Raw genomic sequence first — 25,539 nt, forward strand, 5'->3', positions numbered from 1 at the left:
TAGGGGCTTTAAACCCTGTATTCGGGGCTAATTTTTTTTCTGTTCCCTGTTAAGAGTTCCCTGTTAAGAGTTCCCGCCCCGAAGGGGCTTGGTAAGAAATGAATTTTGCAAGTATTGTTTGATTTTGAACTTTTATCCTTTGCGTCTTAGCGCCTTTGCGTGAGAGAAAAAAATTATTAACTAAGATGAATAAAAATGAACAACCTAGAACTAACAACAAACACCATCAAAAAACTACAAATCGGCAAACGCAAAGTAGTTGAAAAATTAGTCAACATAGAACCGCTCAACTCAGCTAATCCTCTACCGTTAGTCATTTTCCGTGCTGTAGATGGTATCAATTTAATTAATTGGACGCAGCAAAACCGTGATTTTATTGAAACTAATTTACTTAAAAATGGTGGCATACTTTTCCGAAATTTCCATGTCAATACAGTCGAAGATTTCCAAAGGTTTGTAAAGGTAGCTTCCACCGGAGAACTCTTAGATTACACCTATCGTTCAACGCCACGCACAGAAGTAAGCGATAAAATCTACACTTCAACTGAATATCCCGCAGATGAAGCAATTCCACTACATAACGAAAATGCTTACTCTCCCATTTATCCCATGAAGATATGGTTTTTCTGCGTTAAAGCATCTGAAATTGGCGGAGAAACACCAATCGCTGATAGCCGTAAAATCTTTGAACGCCTCAACCCGTCCATCAAAGAACGGTTTATCGAAAAGAAAGTCATGTATGTGCGAAATTATGGCGATTTAGATTTGCCTTGGCAAGAAGTTTTTCAAACCACAAATAAATCTGAGGTAGAAAGTCATTGCCGCAAGTTGGGTATCTCTTTTGAATGGACAGGTAACAATACCCTCAGAACAAGCCAAGTTTGTCAAGCTGTTGCCAAACATCCTAAAACAGGTGAAATCGTGTGGTTTAACCAAGCTCATTTATTCCATATTTCCAGCTTGAAAGCAGAAGTACGCGAATCATTGTCTGCATTACTCAAAGAAGATGAATTTCCTCGCAATGCCTATTATGGTGATGGTTCTCCTATCGAAGTCTCTGTTTTAGATGAAATCCGGGAAATATATCGCCAAGAAGCAGTTATTTATCCTTGGGAGAAAGGAGATGTGTTAATGCTGGACAATATGTTGGCAGCACATGGACGGATGCCATTCGTCGGCAAAAGAAAGATTGTAGTTGCGATGGCAGAACCTTGTTAAAGCAGTTTTCTTTTGCTTTTTTTTTCAAAGCAAAGATACCAGAGGTTTTTTAATGTTATCCTCCCAAATGCTTAGTAGGTAAGTATTTGGGAGTTTTTGTTTAAAATCTGGCAACTTACAGCATAAATTGATTTGACTACCCCTATTAAAACATTGATGCAGGTGTGACTTCGTTCAATTTACATAATTTGTATCGCCAGTATTGATTAATTGCAAAGGATTTCAATTTTATGCACGCTGAAATGACCAATCTGATTCGCATTTCTCCTCAGCAAAAGCATTTATGGTTGCAACAAAAGGATAATTATCAAGCTTACTGTTCCCAAATTGCGATAAATATCGGAGGTAATCTTAACCCCGATATTCTGAAATTAGCTTTAGCAAATATCAGCGATCGCCACGAAATATTTCGCACTGTTTTTCATACCTTACCAGGTATGAATATCCCCTTCCAATCAATTAGCGATCACAGCACAATTTCACTTGGAGAATACGACTGGAGTAGTTTAACTTCTCAAGTACAACAAGCCAAAATTGATGCGCTTTTCCAAGATGAAAGCCTCCGAGTTTTTGATTTTGAACAAGCCGCAAGTTTACATTTTATCTTAAGTAAATTAGCTCCAGACAAGCATATACTGTTTATCAGCTTGCCTGCTTTATATGCAGATATAACAACACTCAATAATCTTATATGTGAAATCGGTCGTTCTTATACAGCTTGTTTACACAGCGAAGAACTGTCAGATGAAGTGATGCAATATGCAGATGTCTCTGAATGGCTAAATGAATTATTAGAGTCTGAGGAGACAGAGACAGCAAGAAATTATTGGCATCAACAAGATATTTCTTCTGTGTTAAATTTGCGAATTCCTTTTGAAAGGAAAAATGTCAATCAATCATCTGGAGAAATTGTATTTGCACCTCAATCGCTCTTTTTGGAGATTAATCGAGATACGGTAGAAAAACTGGCAATATTGCCAGAAAATTATCATACTTCAATTGAAGCAATTTTATTAGCTTGTTGGCAAGTACTGCTTTGGCGGTTAAGCGGTCAATCTGATATTGTGATTGGGACTGCTGGCGATGGACGCGAATATGACGAATTAAAAGAAGTTTTAGGACTTTTAACTAAATATTTGCCTATTCATTCGCACTTAAAGGATACTTTAAAATTCTCAGAACTTATGGAAAGAGTTTCTGAGTCTTTTCGTTTTGCCAAACAATGGCAAGAGTATTTTGATTGGGAGCATTTGATCGCTGCAAATGAGAAATTTACTTATCGTGCATTTTTCCCTTTCTGTTTTGATTTTACAAAACAATCACAGAGCTATATAAATGCTGATATTACCTTTTCGGAATCTAAAAAATCCGCCAACGTAGAGAAATATCAAATTAAGCTCTCCAGTGGCTACAGTCAGCATAGTTTGTTTGTAAATTTTGATTACGATTCCAGTTTATTTTCAGAGGATAGTATCAAAATTATTGCCGGACAATATCTGACATTAATAGAAAGTGTCACTCATAATCCAGAAGCGGCAATCATTGATTTAAATACGCTCGGTGAAAGCGATCACCAAAAATTATTGATTGATTTTAACAATACAAAAATAGAATTTCCACAAGATAAATGCATCCATCAACTATTTGCAGAACAAGTAGAACGCACACCCAAGAACATCGCCATTGAATTTAATAACGAGCATCTCACTTATGCACAATTAAACGCCAAGTCCAACCAGCTAGCGCATCAACTACAAAAGTTGGGAGTAAAACCAGAAGTATTGGTAGGAATTTGTGTGGAACGTTCCTTAGATATGTTGATTGGTATCCTTGGTATTCTCAAAGCAGGTGGTGCATATATACCATTCGATCCCACATATCCCCAAGAACGATTGGGATTTATGTTAGAAGATGCTCAAATTCCTATACTGTTAACTCAACAAAGACTTGTAGATAAGTTTGTTGAACATAACACCCGTTTAATTTGTCTTGATCGAGATTTGCCAGAAAATAATGCCACACTCAGCATTGAAAATCCTGTAAGCGAAGTCACACCGGAAAATCTGGCTTATATAATTTATACCTCTGGTTCTACAGGAAAACCTAAAGGAACCATGATTCCTCATAGAGGTTTAGTTAATTACCTGAGTTGGTGTACAAATGCGTATGCGATCGCCCAAGGTTACGGCGCTCCAGTACAATCTTCCATAGGGTTTGACGCAACGATTACCAGCTTATTCTCACCGTTATTGGTCGGACAAAGGGTAGTACTATTGCCTGAGAAGGAAGAAATTGAAGCATTGTCAGCACTTTTGCAGTCTGATAAAAACTATAGCTTGGTTAAAATTACTCCAGCTCACCTAGAAATGCTCAATCAGATGTTACCTAACCACGAAGGTGTAACGAAAACGAGAGCATTAATCATCGGTGGCGAAGCATTATTGGGTAAAAGCTTGAAATTTTGGCGCGATAATGCTCCAAATACCAGAATAATTAACGAATACGGCCCAACCGAAACTGTTGTTGGTTGTTGTGTTTATGAAGTTAGCGAACAAACTTCTTTATCAGGTGCAATTTTAATAGGTCGTCCTATTGCGAATACTCAACTTTACTTGCTTGATGAAAATCAAAAACTTGTACCAATTGGTGTTCCCGGCGAACTATACATTGGTGGTGCAGGAGTAGCTAGGGGTTATCTCAATCGCCCAGAATTAACACAACAGCGATTTATTCCCAATCCTTTTAGCGATGAACCTAATTCTCGCCTATATAAAACAGGGGATTTAGCGCGATATTTACCTGATGGTAATATAGAGTACCTCGGACGCATTGACCATCAAGTTAAAATTCGCGGCTTCCGCATTGAACTAGAAGAAATTGAGTCTTTACTGGCTCAACACCCCTTAGTAAATTCTGTTACGGTTATTGCCAGGGAAGACCAACCTGGAGACAAACGTTTAGTAGGTTATATTGTTCCTCAAGAGCAAGCCCCAACAAGTAGCGAACTGCGCCAATTTTTACAGGAAAAGTTACCCGAATACATGATACCTTCTGCCTTTTTGATGTTAGAGGTAATACCTCTAACCGCTCATGGCAAGGTAGATCGGCAAGCTTTACCGCAACCCGATACATCTCGTCTCAGTACACTCAAAACCGAATTTTTAGCACCACAAGATGATTTAGAACAGAAATTAGCTAATATTTGGGAAAATCTACTCAACGTCCATCCTGTGGGAGTAAAGGATAATTTCTTCGATCTGGGCGGTCACTCGCTGTTAGCTGTACGCTTAATGGCTCATCTTAACCAAGAGTTTGGTAAAAACTTGTCTTTAGCGACACTTTTCCAAAATCCTAGAATTGAAAAACTGGCTAATATTCTTCGCCTAGAAACAGAAATATTATCTTGGTCTGCCTTGGTAGAAATTCAAAAAGGTAATTCCAAGTATCCTTTTTTCTGCTTACCTGGGGGTGGCGGCAATGTCCTCTACCTACATAATTTGGCTCGTTATTTAGGGGAAAACCAAACATTTTATGGGTTGCAAGCACCTGGTTTAAATGGGGAATCAGAACCATTGACTTGTGTTGAGGATATGGCAGCTTATTATATCCAGGCGATAAAAACCGTTCAGCCTGAAGGGCCATATTTTCTTGGAGGTCACTCCTTTGGAGGTATTGTTGCCTATGAAATGGCTCAACAGTTAATCAAATCAGGAAATGAGGTTGCTCTGGTTGCGATTTTAGACGCTCCGGCCCCGGTTGCTAGCAACAAACCCTTATATATTGATGTCAATGATGCAACTAGACTGACCGAAACTGCTCGTCTCATCGAACGCTGGGCAGGCAAAAACCTAGATATATCCTATGAGATGCTCCAGCCGCTAGAACTCGACGAACAATTGGAATATCTCAAAGAGCGATTAATCACCGTTGATTTACTGCCTGCTGGTACTGATACAAAGCAAGTGCGTGGTTTGGTGCAAGTTTTCGAGGCAAATCTGCAAGCTAGTATCAAATATTTACCACAAGAAGCTTATCCCAATCGCCTGACTCTGTTGCGAGCTAGCGAAGTGAATGCGGAGGATGCTGCACTTTTAACTGATTTACGCGAAGATCCCGCTTGGGGATGGGGACAGTTTTCCGCTCAAAACATCGATATTCACGTTGTTCCAGGCGACCATATTACGATGATGGCTCAACCTCATATTCTAACTGTTGCAGAACAGCTGGGAATCTGCATTGAGCAAGCAAATGTAGGTAAATAAGGAGTATTGAAATGACCCAACATCCAAAAAATACAGGAATGCAAATTTTTACCCTCATCTGGTTTGGACAGATGATTTCCCTCATCGGCTCTCAGTTAACTAACTTTGCCTTGGGTGTATGGGTATACCAGCGAACTGGTTCGGTAACACAGTTCGCCCTCATTTCACTATTTACCAGCTTGCCCATGATTCTGATTTCCCCTATAGCAGGAACGCTGGTAGACCAATTTCCCCGCCGTTGGATGATGGTATTTAGTGACTTAGGATCGGGCATCGCTACAGGGGTAATTGCGATTTTGTTAGCCGCAGGTGATTTAGCTATTTGGCATATATACGTGGGCGCTGCCATTAGTTCCTGCTTCAGCGCCTTTCAATGGCCAGCTTATACTGCTGCTACCACTCTCCTTGTCCCGCCACAAAAACTGGCACGCGCCAACGGTATGCTGCAAATCGGGGAAGCAGCTGGTCGGTTGGTTGCACCAATGCTAGGAGGTGTACTGCTGCTCTTTCTCGAAATTGATGGCATTATCTTTATTGATTTTGCCACCTTTATTTTTGCTCTAAGTACTCTGTTACTAGTTCCGTTTCCCAAACAGTACATTGATAGACATCGCGCCGAAAAAACTCCTTGGTTTAAGGAAGCATCCTACGGCTTGGTATATTTAGTTAAAAGAAGAGGACTGTTTGCACTGCTACTTTTCTTTGCCGTTAACAATTTCCTTGTCGGAATTGTGCAGATGCTAATTACACCTCTAGTCTTGTCTTTTGCTTCAGCTACAGACTTAGGTACAATTATGACCGCTGGTGGTGTGGGAATGCTGGTAAGTAGCGTTCTTGTCAGTACTTTGAAAACGCCGCAGCATTTAATTCTCAGTATATTTAGCTTTATGCTGCTGGGTGGAATCTGCATTACAGGTGCAGGGTTTTATCGATCTGTTTTAGTCTTAGCACTGATAGCTTTTCTATTTTTCTTTGGTCTACCAATTATTAACAGTTCAGCCCAAGCTATTTTTCAAAAGAAAGTACCCTCCAGTCTCCAAGGTCGAGTTTTTGCAACAATCGGAGCGATCGCTAACGCATCACAGCCTTTTGCTTACACAGTTGCAGGGCCAATGGCAGATAAAATCTTTGAGCCATTAATGACTCCGAACGGACTTTTAGCAGGAAGTATAGGAAAAATTATTGGTGTTGGTCAAGGGCGTGGTATTGGTTTGATGTTTATTGTCATGGGAATACTAACTGTATTGGTAACAATTATTGCTTATCAGTATAAATCGCTGAGACTGGTAGAAAAGATTGTGCCCGATGCTATTAACCCAAGTTGCTAATTGTGCTTCCAAAGAATAGGCAGGAGGCAGGAGTTTAGCTAGTAGCGACTGTTGCATTCTTTTCGGAAATTGGTATCAGTCCCTAAGCAAATGCATAAAATAATTTGCTTACCCCCTATCAAGATACAGAAGCGAGATGATTCGGAATTGAAGAATATTTACGAATTATCAATCCCAACATCTAAAATTGCACGAATATTAAATGAGGTTGACCTCCAATGGATATTTTTCGCAAACCAATAAACTTTGATACAAAATCTAAAAAGTGGACACTAGCCTTAATAGTTCCTGTAGGACTAGTGGCTGTTGGTATGCCAGTTTATATTTTTTCTACTAGCTCAAATTTTAATTTGCAATCTACGAAGCAGAGTAATATTGCCCCAGTAGTTCCAGTTCAACAACCTGTAAATCCGACAGTTGCAGCTTTGGGACGTATTCAAACAAAGGATAAAATCATTAACCCATCTGGGCCATCAGCTTTGCAAACTGCTAGGTTAGATCGGGTTGTAGTAAAAGAAGGCGATAATGTTCGTCGCGGACAATTAATTGCTGTTCTTGATAACGTCAGTCAACTGCAAACAAGTTTAGATAAAGCACAAGTAGATGTTCGAGTTGCCCAAGCGCAACTGATGCAAGCGAAAGCGGGGACTACAAAACAAGGAGAAATTGCTGCTCAACAGGCACGCATTGCAGATTTAGAAGCCCAGTTTCAAGGAAATAATAACATTCAAAAAGCTAAGATTGCTGGCTTGCAAGCGCAATTGAGAAATGCCCAGACGGAATATGCACGCTTTCAATCTTTATACGACCAAGGAGCCATATCTGCGGTTACTAAAGATACTAAAGTTTTAGCAGTAGAAACTTTGCAAGCACAACTCACAGAAGCTAAAAGTTCTCTCAACCAGACTTTATCGTCGTTTCCCAATCAGATTAAACAAGCTAAAGCTAGCTTGGAAGAGTCAAAAGAAGTTCGTCCTGTAGATGTGCAGGTTGCTCAAAGCGAGTTGGAAAGAGCAAAAGCAGCTGTTCTAGAAGCCAAAGCTAACTTAGATTTAGCTTACGTGAAAGCCCCTATGGATGGAAAGATTTTAAAAGTTAATACTTTTCCAGGAGAAACTATTAGTGAAAAGGGAATAGTCGATCTAGCTCAAACACAAACTATGTATGTAGTTGCAGAAATTTACGAAACTGACATTAGCAAAATTAAAGTAGGTCAAAAAGCTTTGATGTCGAGTATTGCATTACCTAGAAAATTTTCTGGAACCGTCGAGACGATAGGTGCTCAAATAGGTAAGAGAAATGTTGTAAACAATGACCCAGCAATCAATATAGATTCAAGAGTTGCAGAAGTAAAAGTTCGCTTAAATCCCATTGATGCTGATGAAGCTGCTAAGTTTATTAATCTGCAAGTCAATGTCAAATTAGAAACTAATACCAATAGCTAAATAGATAAATACTAGAATATGAGCGCTACAACACCTGTCGCTTGGTTACAATTAATTCATCGGAAACCACGACTACTAGTAACAATCACTGGCGTTACTTTTGCTGTAATGCTGATGTTTATTCAATTGGGTTTTCGAGACGGTCTTTTTGAAGATGCTGTTGTCTTCCATAAAAAAATACAAGCAGATTTAGTACTGCTACATCGCGATACTGAACGTTTTTTTGACATGAAAGAGTTTCCGCGGCGCTATCTGTATAACATCTCAGCAGTCGATGGCATCGCATCAGTCAATCCTTTCTATTTTTCCGTCACAAATTTCAAAAATCCTGAAACTTTTGTCAATAGACCAATCGCTATTGCTGGTTTTACACCCGATCGACCTGTTTTTAACTTACCAGAAGTAAATCAACAGACAGAAGCAATAAAGGTAGCTAACACTATACTATTTGATAGACTTTCTCGACCTGAATTTGGCCCAATCGTTGCAGAGTTAGAAAAGCATGGAGAAGTAACAACAGAAGTATCTAATCGCCAAATACAAGTGAGAGGATTATTTTCTCTAGGAGGTGGGGTAATGACAGCTGATGGTGTAATCATCACCAGTGATTTAAATTACTCGGAGATTTTAAACCACCCATTAGAAAAAGTTCAGATGGGAGTTATTCAGGTTAAACCTGGTGTTGACCCTCAAAGTCTAATCAAAAAAATCTCAAAAGACTTACCTCAAGACGTGAAATTAATGACTCTAGAAGACTATATCAAACTAGAGAAAGACGTTTTAGCACAATCTACACCCATTGGATTTATTTTTAATATGGGTACTGTGATCGGCTGTGTATTTGGTGGCATTATTGTTTATCAAATTCTATACACACAAATTTCTGATAGCTTATTTATCTATGCAACATTTAAAGCTATTGGATATGCAAATTCCTACTTGGTAAAGGTAGTTTTACAACAAGCAATTTTAATGTCATTAATTGGATATATCCCTGGATTTGCTGTTTGCATGTATCTCTATAACTTTGTTCAAGATGCTACCCGTTTACCAATGATTATGACTATTACTAGGGGTGTAATGGTGATGCTGCTCACAATTATTATGTGTTCTATTGCTGGAATGTTAGCAATGAATAAACTTCGCTCTGCTGACCCTGCCGAACTTTTTGGGTAATTTTCTGAATACTTACACAAAAAATTTACCTATCTTCTAATTTTGAGGTAATTACTATGTCACAAGGTTCTATCATTTCTGTTCAGCATCTCAATCACTACTTTGGCAAAGGCTCGTTACGAAAACAGGTTTTATTTGATGTTAGTTTGTCAATTCAATCTGGTGAAATTGTAATTTTGACTGGACCTTCTGGCTCAGGTAAAACAACTTTATTAAGTCTAATGGCTGGTTTACGGAGTGTGCAAGAAGGTAGTGTAAAAGTCTTGGGAAGGGAAATATATCGAGCTAACAATCAAAAGCTATTACAACTACGCCGCCAAATTGGATATATTTTCCAAAAACATAATTTAGTACCTTTTCTAACAGCTAGTCAAAATGTACAAATGACTATGGAATTGGCTCGGAATATGTCTCGTAAAGAAATGTGTCGCCGAGCAGAAGTAATGTTGGAAATAGTAGGTTTAAATCACCGCATTAATTATTATCCCGAGCAACTTTCAGAAGGACAAAAACAACGTGTTGCATTTGCACGAGCGCTAGTTTCTCAACCTAAATTAATTCTTGCTGACGAACCAACAGCATCGCTAGATAAAAACAGTACTCATACAGTCGTTGAAACTTTAAAAGAATGCGCCAGATATCAAGGTTGTTCCATTCTTTTAATTACTCATGATAATCGCATCCTTGATATGGCTGACCGCATCATTCACATGGAAGATGGTCAGTTAAAAAATGATGTACGCGCTACCTAATAAATTGTAGACAAAAATTCAAAAAATCATAAGGTCAAATAAAACTTGATTTATAGAGACGTTAACCGTAAGGTCTCTATTTACATCTAACTAAAGTAAAGCTAAATTATCTATGACAATAGACTTCTTGCAAAAGTCGGGGTAAAGGGGAAGGTAGGGTCCCCTCTGGGGATAAGGGGCGGGGGAAAAGGTTAAAAGGGAACAGGGAACGGGCAACAGGCAACAGGGAAATCCCCATAATTAAAATCAGGGGATTTGTACAAAGACACATTGAAACATCGTGGCTGACGCCATCTCGTTTCAAATATTTTTATTCGCTAACTGTCTGTTTTCTGCATAATTCTTGAGGATGCAACACTATTAAATAAAAAAATCATGTTTGCTCCAAATTAATCAGGTATTAGAAATGATTACAAAAATTGAGTCAGGAACTTTAATAAATAACCGTTATCAGATTCAGAAATTTCTTGGTAAGGGAGGATTTGGACGAACTTACCTAGCATTAGACAATCAGCGATTTGATGAACCTTGTGTTTTGAAAGAGTTTGTACCAACAGCGTCAAAAGCAGAAAACATACAGAAATCCCAGGATTTATTCGAGCGTGAAGCAAAAGTTTTATACCAGATTCAGCATCCTCAAGTCCCCAAATTTTTAGCTTGGTTTACAGATAACCAACGAATCTTTATCGTTCAGGAATATATTAACGGCAAAACTTATTCTGAAATTTTCTCAGAACGCCTGGTGCAGACAGGTCAGCCTTTTTCTGAAATAGAAGTGAGAACATGGCTGACAGATGTATTGCCAGTTTTAGACTATCTCCACGAACGTAAAATAATTCACAGAGATATTTCACTAGAGAATATCATGCTACCTCATAATCAATCTAAACCTGTGTTGATTGATTTTGGGACAGTTAAAGAAAATTACACGCAGATTCTATCTGCTGATTCTCTAAACTTTTATAACTCAATTCGTATTTCAGTAGTTGGAAAGTTTGGTTATTCTCCACCTGAGCAGTTACGTTTAGGATATTCCTATCCTTCTAGTGATATCTATGCACTTGGTGTTTGTACAGTGATTCTTTTAACTGGAAAAATGCCACATGCTCTCTTAGATGAATCACTAAATTGGCAATGGCGTTCTCAAGTCAATATAAGCGATGATTTTGCCAAAATTATCGAGAAAATGTTAGTAGAAGAACCAAATGCCCGCTTTCAGTCAGCTAAAGAAATTCTCCTTGTCTTGAATAATATAGACAGTAGTTCATCTGTTTTACCTCGTTTTGACTTCAAAATCACATCTCCAATAGAGGCTATTAAGAATCGTAGAGAAAAAAAAGAAACTAATAAGGCATTAGAAGAATTATTAATTTTACAAAATTTAGAACGAAACCTGAGACAATCTAATAATATAAATGAAAATATTAGTCTGCAAAAACCTATTTATCTCAACTTAGATTTATCAGAGTATATAAAGCAAAAATCGAGTGTTAATTCTGAGTCTTCTACTCATGCCTTGATTAAAAATTCGACGATACTCACAAAAATTAATAATTTTTTAACGAAAATAACTACTAAAGAAGTAGCAGAAAATAATGAGTGTAATAACAAAATTTATATTCAACTTAACATACATAAATTTCTGGAGAATTATTCGGTAACTAGTAATGTACAGCTTTTTGAACTTATCAAGAAAGAATATACTAACTTTGTTGGGCCAATTGCACAGCTAATTATTAATAACGTACTAGTAAGTGTTTCAGATTGTTCTACCAAACAAATTATTGAAATATTAGCAGCAGAAATTCCTGAACAATTAATGGCAGAACAGTTTCAAAAGCACATGTATAAGATAATTGAATCAAAAATGTATATTTTACAAACTACTGAATAAGTAGCTGTCATCAACTGTATATCAGAATAACTTTTGTAGGCAATTGCAGCTCCCAAAGGCGCTTTAAATCTACGGTTTTTCGCCACATCAATATTTATAAGTTAACTATACCGCTTATAAATCGTTTATAAATTACTTAATATTTTCTTTTCTAATCTTTTCCTTCTAAGAAGCTATATGAAAGGGGATGGCAGAGGCGTTCGACAAATTATTTAGGGCTTTATATATTTCTTAATGTTTGCTATTTACGGCTATCTTTTCTAAAAATTGCTTTTCAATTGCATAATTTTATAGATTAGAACCGTAATATACATTGTAAGCAACTCTCCTAAATTCTCGAATGAATTCACTCCACTCATCTTAGTTACACATTAGAGTAGAAAAATGAGCTTTTTAGTATTGGTTAACGAGCAGCAAGAAAAAGTACAAAATCTTGTTGATGAAAGTAACCTAAACTCAAATAAAAATTCTGTCAGGAACATAATTAGTATTAGAGGTGCTAATTATTCCACTCAAGCTATTGAAAAAACCGTAAATCAAAGCCATCCTTCCTTAAGACAAAATGCAGGAGTGGCATTTCCTGTCGAAGTTAACTATCAAGAACGGTTAGTAGTTATTCAGGAAGTAAAGAGAATCTATTCACGTATTCTTAACGTGGATGAAGTAATTCAAGCTATCCGTTCTGCTGTGTTGGAAGAACATGGATTGCAAATATATGCTGTAGTACTTCTAAAGGCAATTAGTCTCCCAAAAGACTCTGATGGCAAGATTGACCGTCAAACCTGTCAGAAAATTTTTCTGAATGCAAGTTTGGATGCAATACATACTTGGACAGTAAACCCTCAACAAGATTTGCAGCAACTACAGGCAGATGTAGATGCTTTGTTAGAAAACATACAAATGTCTGTTCAACAGGCACAGTTTAAAGTCTCTTAACTTCACTATTAATTACAAACTCCGTCCATTACTGGATTTCTTATAAGGAAAAAGCAAATGATTACTAGCCTCAACAATTTTGCCAATAAAAATAATGTTAACTTTTCTACTTTAATAGACCTTTTAACCTATAGAGCGCATAATCAACCTAAGCAAACAGCTTATACTTTTCTTGTTGATGGAGAAACAGAAAGCGTTAACTTAACTTATCAAGAATTAGATCGAAAAGCACGCGCGATCGCTACTCAACTTCTGAAACAGGGAGTACCAGGTTCGCGGGCTTTGTTACTGTATCCACCTGGACTAGAATTTATCGCCGCCTTTTTTGGTTGTTTATATGCTGGTTTTGTCGTAGTTCCAGCTTATCCACCCCGACGCAATCAAAAAATGTCTAGGCTACAGGCGATTGTATCTGATGCTGAAGCGGTAGTAGCATTGACTACAGAATCTATATTGACAAGCATCTCGCCTCAATTAGCTGAAAATATTACATTGGCAGTGATACCCTGGATCGCAACTGATAGTATTAACATCGGTATAGTTGGAAATTGGCAGCATCCAAATGTCAATAGTGATACTTTGGCTTTTCTGCAATACACTTCGGGTTCTACTGGCACACCGAAAGGAGTAATGATTACCCACGGTAATTTATTGCATAATTCCCAACTAATCTATAACTTTTATCAACACACACCCCAAAGCCAAGGTGTAATTTGGCTGCCACCATACCACGATATGGGATTAATTGGCGGGGTTTTGCAACCGATATATGGTGGTTTTCCAGTAACGCTGATGGCACCGGTTGCTTTTCTGCAAAAGCCTTTCCGTTGGTTGCAGGCGATTTCTAATTACAAAGCAACTACGAGTGGAGGCCCAGATTTTGCTTATGACCTCGCCTGTCGCCAAATTACCCCCCAACAACTAGCAAGTCTTGATTTGAGTAGTTGGAAAGTTGCGTTTACAGGTGCTGAACCGATACGCGCCCAAACACTGGAACGTTTTGCCGAAACTTTTGCTCCTTGCGGTTTCCGGCACTCAGCTTTCTATCCTTGTTATGGGATGGCGGAAACGACTTTAATTGTATCTGGCGGTTTAACATCTGAAGTTCCAATTGTTCGTCATATTCAAATCACAGCTTTGTCACAAAACCAAGTCATAGATACTACTGCTGAAGCTGGCGGTAAAGCGATTGTTGGTTGCGGTAAAAGTAGCCCAGACCAAAAAGTATTGGTTGTAAATCCCGAATCATTTATGCCTTGTGCAGATGGACAGGTGGGAGAAGTTTGGGTATCAGGGCCTAGCGTTGCTCAAGGTTACTGGAATAATCCCGAACAAACAAAAAATACTTTTCATGCGTACCTTGCAGACAATACAACTGGCCCTTTTTTGCGGACTGGAGATTTAGGCTGTTTACAGGATGGCGAGTTGTTTATCACTGGTCGTCTCAAAGATTTAATTATTATCATGGGTCGCAACCATTATCCCCAAGATATTGAATTTACAATTGAAAATTGTCATCCAGCATTACGTCCTGCTAGTGGTGCAGCCTTTGCAGTTGAAATCAATAACTCAGAAAAGTTGGTCATAGTCCAAGAAGTTGAACGCTCTCATCTCCGCAAACTCAATGCTGATGAAGTCATAACAGCAATTCGGAAAGCCGTAGCCGAACACCATGACTTGCCAACTCATGCCATTGTCTTAATTAAAACCAACAGTTTACCCAAAACTTCTTCCGGCAAAGTGCGACGCAGTAGCTGCCGAGCTGAGTTAGAAGCTGGTACTCTTGATGTAGTTGCCCAGTGGAGTGCTGATGCTCCCAACAAGACGCAAGAAGCAATTGCACCACAATTAGAACAAACTGTAAACACCGAAGCGATCACAACTTGGTTAGTCGCAAAAGTTACCGAACAATTGCAATCTCCCCAGGAAATTAATATTGACGAACCGCTGGCACAATACGGTCTGGGTTCCTTGGCAGCCGTGAGAATTTCTGGAGAATTACAAGAATGGTTAGGACGGGAACTTTCACCGACGCTGTTATATGATTACCCTTCTATCGCTGCTTTGGCACAATATTTAGGTGATGGAGTGCCACAAACGAAGATAATAGCGCAGCCGCAAACAGAAAATAATGCGATCGCGATCGTTGGTATTGGTTGCCGTTACCCTGGTGCTAATAACCCAAAAGCCTTTTGGCAATTACTCCGTAATGGTGTTGATGCCATTAGTGAAGTACCTAAACACCGATGGAATATCGATACTTTCTATGATCCAAACCGTGCAACACCAGGCAAAATGAATACTCGTTGGGGTGGCTTTTTAGAGCAAGTAGACCAATTTGACGCGCAATTTTTTGGCATCTCCCCACGCGAAGCAGAATCTCTCGACCCGCAACAGAGATTATTACTAGAAGTTAGCTGGGAAGCGCTGGAAAATGCAGCTTATCCACCAGATAAATTAGCAGGAACCAATACAGGTGTCTTTGTCGGGATTAGTAATTTTGATTACTCTCAGTTGCAATCCAAACAAATTACTGGATTAGATGCTTACACGGGTACAGGTAACGCTTTTAGCATCGCCGCTAACCGTATTTCCTATTTGTTAGATTTGCGCGGGCCGAGTTTGGCAGTAGATACAGCTTGTTCTTCATCCTTAGTTGCAGTTCACCAAGCTTGTCAAAGTCTGCGTCAGGGAGAATGCGAACTGGCCTTAGCTGCTGGTGTAAACTTAATTCTCACCCCACAATTGACGATTACATTTTCCCAAGCCGGGATGATGGCTAGTGATGGTCGTTGTAAAACTTTTGATGCTAATGCTGATGGTTATGTCCGGGGAGAAGGTTGTGGTGTAGTAGTTCTCAAGCGTCTTAGCGATGCTCGCCGGGATGGTGATAATATCCTGGCAGTGATTAAAGGTTCGGCAATTAATCAAGACGGACGCAGCAACGGACTGACAGCACCCAACGGCCCAGCCCAACAAGCAGTGATTCGGCAAGCGATGCAAAATGCAGGTGTGTCACCTGATGAAATCGGCTACATTGAAGCCCACGGTACTGGAACCTTTTTAGGCGATCCTATCGAAATCAATTCCCTAAAAGCTGTACTGACGCCAGGGCGATCACCGGAAAATCCCTGTGTGATTGGTTCGGTCAAAACCAACATTGGACATTTAGAAGCAGCAGCGGGAATCGCTGGTTTAATTAAAACTGTACTATCGCTACATCACGAGGAAATTCCACCCCATCTGCACCTCAAACAAGTTAACCCCCACATTTCTTTGGCTGGAATGTTATCCATCCCCACTGCATGTGTACCTTGGCATCGAGGACATAAACGGCGCTTGGCTGGTGTATCTTCTTTTGGTTTTGGTGGTACTAATGCCCATGTAATTTTAGAAGAAGCACCTCTTCAAAAACAAACAGGCCGCGATGAACGGCAGATGCATCTTTTCACACTCTCTGCTAAAAGTGAAAATGCTTTGCGCGATTTAGCACGAGATTATGAAAATTATCTTGGTAATAACCCTGATGCGTCATTAGCAGATATTTGTTTTACGGCTAATACCGGACGTTCCCATTTCGATCATCGCTTAGTTGCGATCGCTCAATCTAACATCCAATTACAAACGGAACTTGGTGCTTACACGGCTGGTAAAAAAACATCTCAGTTAGAAAGCGGTAAAATTAGCGGCAAAAAGCATCCCAAAATCGCCTTTTTATTCACAGGTCAGGGTTCCCAATATCTAAATATGGGTCGCCAACTTTACGAAACTCAACCGACCTTCCGTGCTTGCATCGACCAATGCGATGAAATTTTGCGGTTACATTTAGATAAACCTCTGGTGTCGGTTTTGTATTCTGATGAAAGTAGCTGCATCGATGAAACTGCCTATACCCAACCAGCTATATTTGCTGTAGAGTACGCTTTGGCGCAATTATGGAAGTCTTGGGGTGTGGAACCAACAGCGGTAATTGGTCACAGTTTCGGTGAATATGTGGCTGCTTGCATTGCTGGAGTATTTAGTTTGGAAGCAGGACTGAAGCTAGTTACCGAACGATCGCGCTTGATGCAAGAAATCAAGTCAATGGGTGCGATGGCTGCGGTGTTTGCCAATGAAGCGCAAGTGCAAGCTGTGATTGAATCTTACAGATCAGAACTTACGATATCTGCGGTTAATGCTCCTAATAATATCACCATCTCTGGTGCGATCGCCAAAGTTGAGGCAGCGATCGCCCAATTCACAGCCCAAGGAATTGAGACTCGACGCTTGAATGTATCTCATGCTTTCCATTCTCCTTTAATGGATGAAATGCTTGATGCTTTTGAACAAGTAACAAGCCAAGTCAAATTTCAAGCACCACTGATTCCTTTAGTTTCCAATGTCACCGGGAATTTTCTACCAGCAGGACAAGTACCTGATGCCAAATACTGGCGATGCCATACGCGCCAAGCTGTAAGATTTATGGCAGGGTTGAATACTTTATTGGCAGAAGGTTACGAATTATTCATAGAAATTAGTGCTAAACCAGTTCTTTGTAGTCTGGGTAAACGTTGTCAGCAAAGCGAAGATTCGGTTTGGTTGCCTTCTTTGACTGCAAAGCGAGATAATTGGCAAACATTATTGGAAAGTGTATCAGTATTGTATCTGCGAGGAGTAGATATTGACTGGACGGGATTTGAAAGCGATTATTCGCATCAGGTACTTCCAGTTCCTACTTATGCGTTTCAAAGAAAACGTTACTGGGTTCAATCGCAAAATTCGGTTGACAGTACAGAAGTAAATCTCAATAGCAATGGTTCTAAACCTGTTGCTTCAGTTAATGGTGATGGTAGAAGAATACCATCTCAAGCATTAGTAGAAAAAATGCTCAAACAACAACTACAGATTATGTCTCAGCAATTAGAAGTTTTGCGTAGTCATAATTTGTCCACAGACAAATTCTTGCCATTCCAGAATGGAATACGATGAACAGGGTGTAGGGGATAGGGTGTAGGGTGTAGGGAACCCCATAATTAAAATCAGGGGTTTCAAAAGGGACGCTGTATTTCTTGCACATACGTGTCTCAAAATACATCTTTTTCTTTTACCATATTTAAAAATAGGGGCTTGTACCCGTTGGGTGTGGGATAACCTTCTTTTCCTACACCCTACACCCCACACCCCACACCCTTTTCGGTCAAGATAAGCCCACAACCCTCCGCACGGGATAGTTTCCAACGCCAGTGCCAAGGACCGCACTGGCTCCTTCGCAGACGACTGCGTTAGCGACGCAGGAGCGTCACCCGAAGGGCGCTGGCTGATTAATCGCGTCTCCTAAAACTAAACCGTATTGATTTATAACCAAATTTAGCGAAAAAAAGAACGGTAAGTTAGTGATTGCATAAATTAATTGACTTACCCCTATGAAAACATAGGCGATATATGGGACTCATTTTATTTTTGCGAAGCTAGGTACACATTTATTCCTTCTTCCTTTTATATATAGTCCCTGGAAAAACTAATCAGATTAAATTCTAACCAAGCAATTGATGAAAAATCATGAACACATATACTCTTAACACTGATAATTCTTATTTTCAAGTTACCAGCCAACCCCATAAATGCCAAAAAATATTAACAGAACTACGTACAATTATTGCCAATTTACTCAAATCCGATCCAGAAGATGTTGATGTTCATGCTCCTTTTTTAGAAATGGGTGCTGATTCAATAGTGCTAATTGATGCCATTCGTCAAATTGAAAATACTTTTGGGATTAAAATTGCCATTCGTCAGTTATTTGAAGAACTAACAAACCTGAATGCGTTAGCAAACTATATTGATGAGAGTATACAACAAGAACCTATCAAATTTCAAATTCAAGAACAACCCGAAATATCACCCTCTCAAGCGTCAGAAACGACATCTGAAACATTAGTAGAAATCGTTCTTCGGCAGCAGTTTGAATTGATGTCTCAACAGTTGGAAATCTTGCGTAATCCAAGCTTATCAACAAATTTAAATTCTTCCTCTAGCCCACAACATAAAGAAGCGAAATTTGCCCATAACCCAGTAGAATTACACAAATCAACCGCAAAACAAGATTTACCCTCTTCTTTCTGGCGAGTTGAACAATCCTCAGCCAAAATCCTCACCCCACAACAACAACGATATCTAGATTCTCTGATCGCCCGTTATACTAAACGTACAGCAAAATCCAAACAGCGATCGCAAACCTATCGCCCTGTCCTCGCCGACAGAAGGGCTTCTGTAGGATTTCGTCCCGAAACTAAAGAAATCCTCTATCCTATTGTTGGCGATCGTTCTCAAGGTTCAAAAATTTGGGATATTGATGGCAATGAGTATATAGATATTTCTATGGGTTTTGGCGTACATCTTTTTGGTCATGATGTTCCCTTTATTACAGAAGCTCTAGAAAATCAACTCAAGCAAGGCACGCAAATCGGCCCCCAATCTAAACTTGCTGGTGAGGTAGCAACTTTAATCTGCGAAATGACAGGAATGGAACGAGTCACTTTCTGTAATTCAGGTACAGAAGCAACGATGACAGCGATGCGTATAGCCCGTGCAGCTACAGGTCGTGCCAAAATTGCTATTTTTAAAGGCGCTTATCACGGTCATTTTGATGGCACCTTAGCCATACCACAAACATCTGAGGATGGAAAATTACCAGCACACCCAATGGTTCCAGGGGTGCTGCAAAATATGGTTGATGATGTTTTGCTTCTGACTTATGGGGCTTCTGAATCGCTTGATATTATCAAAGCCAATGCTCATGAATTAGCAGCAGTTTTAGTTGAGCCGGTACAAAGCCGCAAACCCGATTTACAACCTAAAGAATTTCTGCAACAGTTACGAGAGGTAACACAACAACTAGATATCACCTTGATTTTCGATGAAGTAATCACAGGTTTCCGTGTTCATCCCCGTGGAGCGCAAGCATGGTCTGGTGTTGATGCAGATATTGTCACTTATGGCAAGTTAATTGGTGGGGGAATGCCAATCGGGGTGATAGCTGGAAAAGCAGCTTATATGGACAAAATTGACGGTGGTATGTGGAACTATGGAGATGAATCTTATCCAGAAGTGGAAACGACATTTTTTGCTGGTACTTTCTCCAAACATCCTTTGACGATGGCAGCAACACGAGCCACACTCCTACACCTCAAAGCTGAAGGAGCTACCCTCCAAGAGCGATTGAATCAACGCACATCACAGTTAGCCGCAACACTCAATACTTACTTTGAACAAGAAAATATCCCTGTCCAGATAGTGCATTTTAGCTCGCTTTTTCGCTTTAATTTATCGGGAAATTCTAGCTATCTATATCAGCCTTTAGAAATGGATTTGCTGTATTACTCTTTAATTGCAAAAGGCGTTTATATTTGGGAAGGACGCACCTGTTTTCTATCTACTGCACATACAGATGAAGATGTAAATTATGTAATTAAATCAGTCCAACATAGTGTACAAGAATTGCACACAGCAGGTTTTTTTCCTAAAAAGGTAAAATTATCGATAGTCCAAAAGCAGACATATAACACATCAGATAAATTGAGAAGTTCTGTAGCTTTGGAAACCCAAATTAAAAATGAATTAGAAGTAAAACCAGCATTCAAAATTCCCCTGAGTGATGCCCAAAAGCAGCTTTGGTTTTTAGCTCAAATTGGTGACAATGGGTCTTTAGCTTACAACATTTCCCTCAATATTCAATTACAGGGTACACTTCATCTAGCAGCCATGCGTCAAGTAGTGCAGCAAGTGATACAACGTAATGAGGCTCTACGTACAACTATCAGCAGTCAAGGCGATTTTCAAGAAATATTACCATCACTGCAAATAGACGTTCCTGTAATTGACTTTTCAAATGTAGAAGATGGCAACTTTCAACTAGCCCAGTGGTTGCAAAATGAAAGCCGCGAATCTTTTGACCTCACCAACGGGCCTTTATTCCGCGTTCGGATTCTGAAATTAAAAGACCAATTGCATATATTAGTTGTTAGCGCCCATCACATTATTACTGATGGCTGGTCAATCAGCGTTCTCTTGCAAGAAATGATTGCATTGTATTCAGCAACTTGTCAGGGTGATGTTTGCCAGCTAGAACCACCGATGCAATATAGTTCATATCTCGACTGGCATCGTCAATACTGTGAAACAGACGAGATGAAAGCTCATGAATCTTATTGGTTACAGAAGTTTGCCAGCCCAGTTCCAGTTTTAGACCTGCCCACTGACCGTCCTCGCCCACTAATCAAAACTTATCAAGGTGGCAGACAACAGTTACAGCTTGACAGTAGCTTAAGTGGTGCAATCAAACAATTCAGCAAGCAAAACGGTTGTACCCTATTTATGACGCTGCTGTCTGCATATGCTGTCTTACTCTATCGCTTAACCAACCAAGACGACATTACCATTGGTATTGTTGCTGCTGGACGCTCTCTTGAAGGTAGTGAGCGACTAGTTGGTTATTGCAGCCATATGCTACCGATACGCGGTCAAATTGTGGGCGATGCGACATTCGTCGAACATCTCAAAACTTGCAAAAGTTTGTTGTTGGATGCCTATGAGCATCAAGATTATCCTTTCGCTAAATTAATTGACAAACTGGGAGTAAAGGCTAGTAGCAGCATGTCTCCTTTGGTGAACGCCACCTTTAACCTGGAGCGCCCCGTAGACATTCCCCAAATGTATAATTTGTCAAGTAGCTTGTTACCTCAATCTATAAGTTTTGCTGACTACGATCTAGGCTTGAATGTGACTGAGATTGAAAACGAGTTACTGTTGGAATGTGATTATAATGCAGACTTGTTTGATGCTGCCACTATTGACCGCATACTTGGACATTACCAAACGTTATTGATGGCGATTATTGCCAGCCCCCAAACATCGCTCTCGCAATTATCCTTATTAACAGCAACCGAACGCCATCAAATACTGGTTGAGTGGAATAACACTCAAACCGACTATCCCCAAGATAAATGTATTCATCAAATATTTGAACAACAAGCACAATTAACTCCGAATGCTGTAGCAGTAGAATTTGCTGAAGAAAAACTGACCTACCGAGAGCTAAATCAGCGTGCTAACCAATTAGCGCATTTTCTACAAAGTTTAGGTGTAAAACCAGAAGTCCTCGTGGGCATTTGCGTTGAACATTCTGTAGAAATGTTAGTAGCGATGCTGGGTGTTCTCAAAGCTGGTGGTGCTTACGTACCCCTAGACCCGGCTTATCCTCAAGAACGCTTGGCTCATATGCTAGGTGATTCTCAAGCCTCAGTGCTACTGACAAGTGCTGAATTAGAGAGTCAACTGCCTCCACACTCTGCAAAACTAGTAGCATTGGATACGGATTGGCAAGTGATTTCTCGTCAATCAATCACGAATCCTGTTAGTGTTGTTGAGCCGACAAATTTAGCCTATGTGATTTATACTTCCGGTTCTACTGGCAAATCGAAAGGGGTACTAATTCCGCACCAAGCCTTAGTAAACCATAACTACGCCATAGCTAAAAATTATGAACTCAAAGCGAGCGATCGCGTCCTACAATTTGCAAGCTTTAGCTTTGATGTAGTTGCCGAGGAAATATTTCCTACTTGGTTGAGTGGAGCAACTTTGGTACTACGACCAAAGAAAATGTTTGCAGTCGCAGATTTTGTGCAATTTGTCAAAAAACAAGAATTGACTGTCCTAAACCTGCCAGTAGTATACTGGCAAGAGTGGGTTTCCCAAATGCCCCATATCAGCTGGGCAGAGAATGTACGTTTATTGGTTCTTGGTAGCGAAAGAGTCCCATTAGAGCGGTTTATTACTTGGCAACAGCAAGTAGGTAGCAACGTTAGTTGGCGAAACGCTTACGGCCCTACTGAAGCTACAATTACAGCTACAGTCTATGATTCCCAAGTGAGTTTAGAACATCAAACAGCTTCTTCACTGTTTATTGGTCATCCCATAGCTAATACTCAAATTTATATTCTCGACCATCATTTGCAACCAGTGCCTATCGGTGTTGCAGGTGAATTGCATATTGGTGGTAATGGTTTGGCACGAGGTTATCTTAACCGTCCAGAATTAACAGTCGAAAAGTTTATTTTCAACTCCTTTAGTGATGAACCGACAGCCCGCTTGTACAAAACAGGAGATTTAGCCCGCTACAGAAGCGATGGTACTATTGAATTTATCGGTCGAATTGATAACCAAGTGAAGATTCGCGGTTTCCGTATTGAATTAGGAGAAATCGAAGCAGCGCTGAGTCAACATCCACAAGTCAGAGAGTGTGTAGTTATAGCCAGCGATGACCAACTAGATAATCAGCGATTGCAAGCATACATTGTTTTTCATCAAGAGCAAAATGTAGATAGTAGCAAACTGCATCGCTTCCTCAAGCAAAAATTGCCTGAGTACATGTTACCCTCTACTTTCTTCCAAGTAGAAACCATACCCCTTACCCCTAACGGTAAAATCGATCCTCTTGCCCTAAATAGCTTGGGTGTGTTAATCAACAATATTGAAGTGAATATGGTTTCACCCCGCAACCCTATCGAGGAGTTACTAGCTTCTATCTGGGCAGAAGTTCTAAACTTAAAACAAGTCGGTATCCACGATAATTTCTTTGAATTGGGAGGCAATTCGCTCTTAGCTATGCAACTTGTAAATCAGGTCAACGAAGCCTTCTTGATAGAGTTACCGTTGCGTAGTTTATTTGAATGCTCGACAATCGCTGAAATAAGCGAATTGGTACAGACTCACAAACTTGAACAAGTAGAAAGTGATGCTCTAGAACAAATTTTAGCTGAAGTTAATGAGTTAATGGATACAGAAATCGAACAAATGCTTGCCAACTTTTAGTGGTATCATCACCACCTCTTCTAGAACACCGATTCAGTAATCAGGATAAACCCGCATTTCTCACAAGTTTGAAATGCAGAGGGGCAGAGGGGCAGAGGGGCGGAGGGGATTTAACCAATGGGCTAATTTTTCGCCTGATAAAAATGGTCAGTGGGTAGATTGGCATGATTTCTATTTGCACTTAACTTAAAGGAAAGCTTTTAGGTAAACCATAGTCAATGTCAAACTTGATAGTCAGTTTTGACCCTGGTGCTTCCTTGACCAAGATTGTTTACGAACTAGCAACTGAGTGATGAGTTTCCCGCAGAACTTCCAGCTGATTTGCAATCAGACTGCTGGACTATCAGGTTTGGTAAGTAGGGAGCGATTGTATTCCACGAATTAGCCCTAACGTGTAATAGGTGGCTCAAAGTTATTAAAAACTGCGACTTCGCAACAGCGATGCCCAGCATTGGCTCATGAAAGCCAAGCGCGTACATTTTTCCTTTTCTGGCACGGTAACGCCTCTATCAGCGAGTACTCATTAGTTTGGGAAGAGTTATCAATTCTTTTGACAACTCAAAGGAACTAAGTGGCGGGGACATCGCTTGTTTGCCTCCTACGAATTATTCAGGCTGATTTTGACAAATTCAAGTAGTAATTGGTAAACTTTTAAGAATTTGTATACTGTCAATGCCACATAGTAAGTAATGCGCCTATTTTCTACAAGAGGTTTGCCCAAGTCCCGTCTCTGGCGCAGGGCTGTCACCGCGCTAGTACTGGTAGGTGCGGTGACAGGTTTGATTGCCGCCGATCATACTAGCAAGAGCGATGCCTTGTGGCGCATCGTCCATGAGGCTTGCGTCCCCAACCAAGAAAAGCAAGGCAATCCCACGCCTTGCACCTTGGTTGATTTGAAACAGGGCTATGCCCTGTTGAAAGACCGGGTAGGAAAGACGCAATATCTGCTTCTACCAACTGCCCGGATTTCCGGCATTGAAAGCGCTAGCCTGCTGGCGAGGGATACCCCAAATTACTGGAAGTTCGCCTGGGACTCGCGCGCTCTCATATCGCAGCGCTTGGGACGAACGCTGGCGAGGGATGCGATAGGCATGGCGGTCAATTCCGCCTTTGGACGCAGCCAGAACCAGTTGCACATCCATATCGATTGCATAGCCCCCGACGTGCGGGCGCAACTACGCGCCCACTTAAGCGCCATTGGGTCGCACTGGGCGAATCTGCCTTTCCATCTGGATGGGCATCCCTATCGGGCCAGGCGCGTCGATTCCGCAAGTTTGCAAGGCGTGAATCCATTCGTGCTGCTGGCACAAGATGTACAACAATCCATAGTACATGACATGAAACGCCAGACTCTCGTGGTGCTGGGGGTGGTATTCGAGGATGGAAGCGATGGCTTCATCTTGCTGACAGATACGGCGGATACACTGCAAGGCGACTTCGCCCATGGGGAGGAATTGCTTGACCATGCCTGCACCATAGCTCAGAAACCTTGACTCTTGGCGTTGTTGCGTGAATAGGGAAAAATGGGAAATTTTACCAAGTTATCCGTGCCGGGAAAGCCCCTAAATTCTATTTATGGGGGCTACCCTAGCTATCTAATTGGTATACAAAGCAGGTAAGCTGATATTACACCTACCATCGGTAAAAAATTAGTGATAGTAAAGTTGCCTCGCCATCGCC

The 25,539-nt window shown here is 40.3% G+C and carries 11 protein-coding genes; all 11 read left to right on the top strand.

What is annotated here, in order from left to right:
- The first annotated feature begins 195 nt into the window (after positions 1-195).
- The 11 genes from V7K67_RS20655 to V7K67_RS20705 all read left to right on the top strand — a co-directional run bounded on the left by V7K67_RS20655 (position 196) and on the right by V7K67_RS20705 (position 25,352).
- Positions 196-1,218 (top strand): TauD/TfdA family dioxygenase, encoded by a 1,023-nt coding sequence (locus V7K67_RS20655; RefSeq protein ID WP_334731570.1) that lies wholly within the window; start codon positions 196-198, stop codon positions 1,216-1,218.
- Positions 1,219-1,448: 230 nt separating this feature from the next.
- Entirely contained in the window at positions 1,449-5,480 is a 4,032-nt protein-coding gene (locus V7K67_RS20660) for a non-ribosomal peptide synthetase (protein WP_335168157.1), read from the top strand.
- A gap of 11 nt (positions 5,481-5,491) precedes the next feature.
- Entirely contained in the window at positions 5,492-6,808 is a 1,317-nt protein-coding gene (locus tag V7K67_RS20665; protein ID WP_334731569.1) for an MFS transporter, read from the top strand.
- A gap of 218 nt (positions 6,809-7,026) precedes the next feature.
- Positions 7,027-8,253 carry an ABC exporter membrane fusion protein gene (locus tag V7K67_RS20670; RefSeq protein ID WP_335168160.1) on the top strand — a complete coding sequence of 409 codons (1,227 nt, stop codon included), beginning with the start codon at positions 7,027-7,029 and terminating at the stop codon, positions 8,251-8,253.
- 18 nt (positions 8,254-8,271) lie between these two features.
- A complete protein-coding gene (gene devC / locus V7K67_RS20675) occupies positions 8,272-9,429 on the top strand; it encodes an ABC transporter permease DevC (protein ID WP_334731567.1) in 1,158 nt (385 codons plus the stop codon).
- A 56-nt stretch (positions 9,430-9,485) separates the two neighbouring features.
- Positions 9,486-10,181 (top strand): DevA family ABC transporter ATP-binding protein, encoded by a 696-nt coding sequence (locus V7K67_RS20680; protein WP_334731566.1) that lies wholly within the window; start codon positions 9,486-9,488, stop codon positions 10,179-10,181.
- 406 nt (positions 10,182-10,587) lie between these two features.
- Entirely contained in the window at positions 10,588-12,075 is a 1,488-nt protein-coding gene (locus V7K67_RS20685; RefSeq protein ID WP_334733894.1) for a serine/threonine-protein kinase, read from the top strand.
- A gap of 384 nt (positions 12,076-12,459) precedes the next feature.
- Positions 12,460-13,011 carry a hypothetical protein gene (locus V7K67_RS20690; protein ID WP_334733895.1) on the top strand — a complete coding sequence of 184 codons (552 nt, stop codon included), beginning with the start codon at positions 12,460-12,462 and terminating at the stop codon, positions 13,009-13,011.
- 57 nt (positions 13,012-13,068) lie between these two features.
- Positions 13,069-17,979, top strand: coding sequence for a beta-ketoacyl synthase N-terminal-like domain-containing protein (locus V7K67_RS20695; protein WP_335168163.1), 4,911 nt, complete (start codon positions 13,069-13,071; stop codon positions 17,977-17,979).
- Positions 17,980-18,549: 570 nt separating this feature from the next.
- The gene (locus V7K67_RS20700; protein WP_335168165.1) at positions 18,550-23,859 is read left to right on the top strand and encodes an amino acid adenylation domain-containing protein; all 5,310 of its coding nucleotides are present in this window, start codon (positions 18,550-18,552) and stop codon (positions 23,857-23,859) included.
- A gap of 689 nt (positions 23,860-24,548) precedes the next feature.
- Positions 24,549-25,352, top strand: a complete 804-nt coding sequence (locus tag V7K67_RS20705; protein ID WP_334733898.1) for a CDP-diacylglycerol diphosphatase — start codon at positions 24,549-24,551, stop codon at positions 25,350-25,352.
- Positions 25,353-25,539: the final 187 nt, after the last annotated feature.

Source organism: Nostoc sp., from assembly GCF_036917155.1.
Classification (GTDB): domain Bacteria; phylum Cyanobacteriota; class Cyanobacteriia; order Cyanobacteriales; family Nostocaceae; genus Nostoc.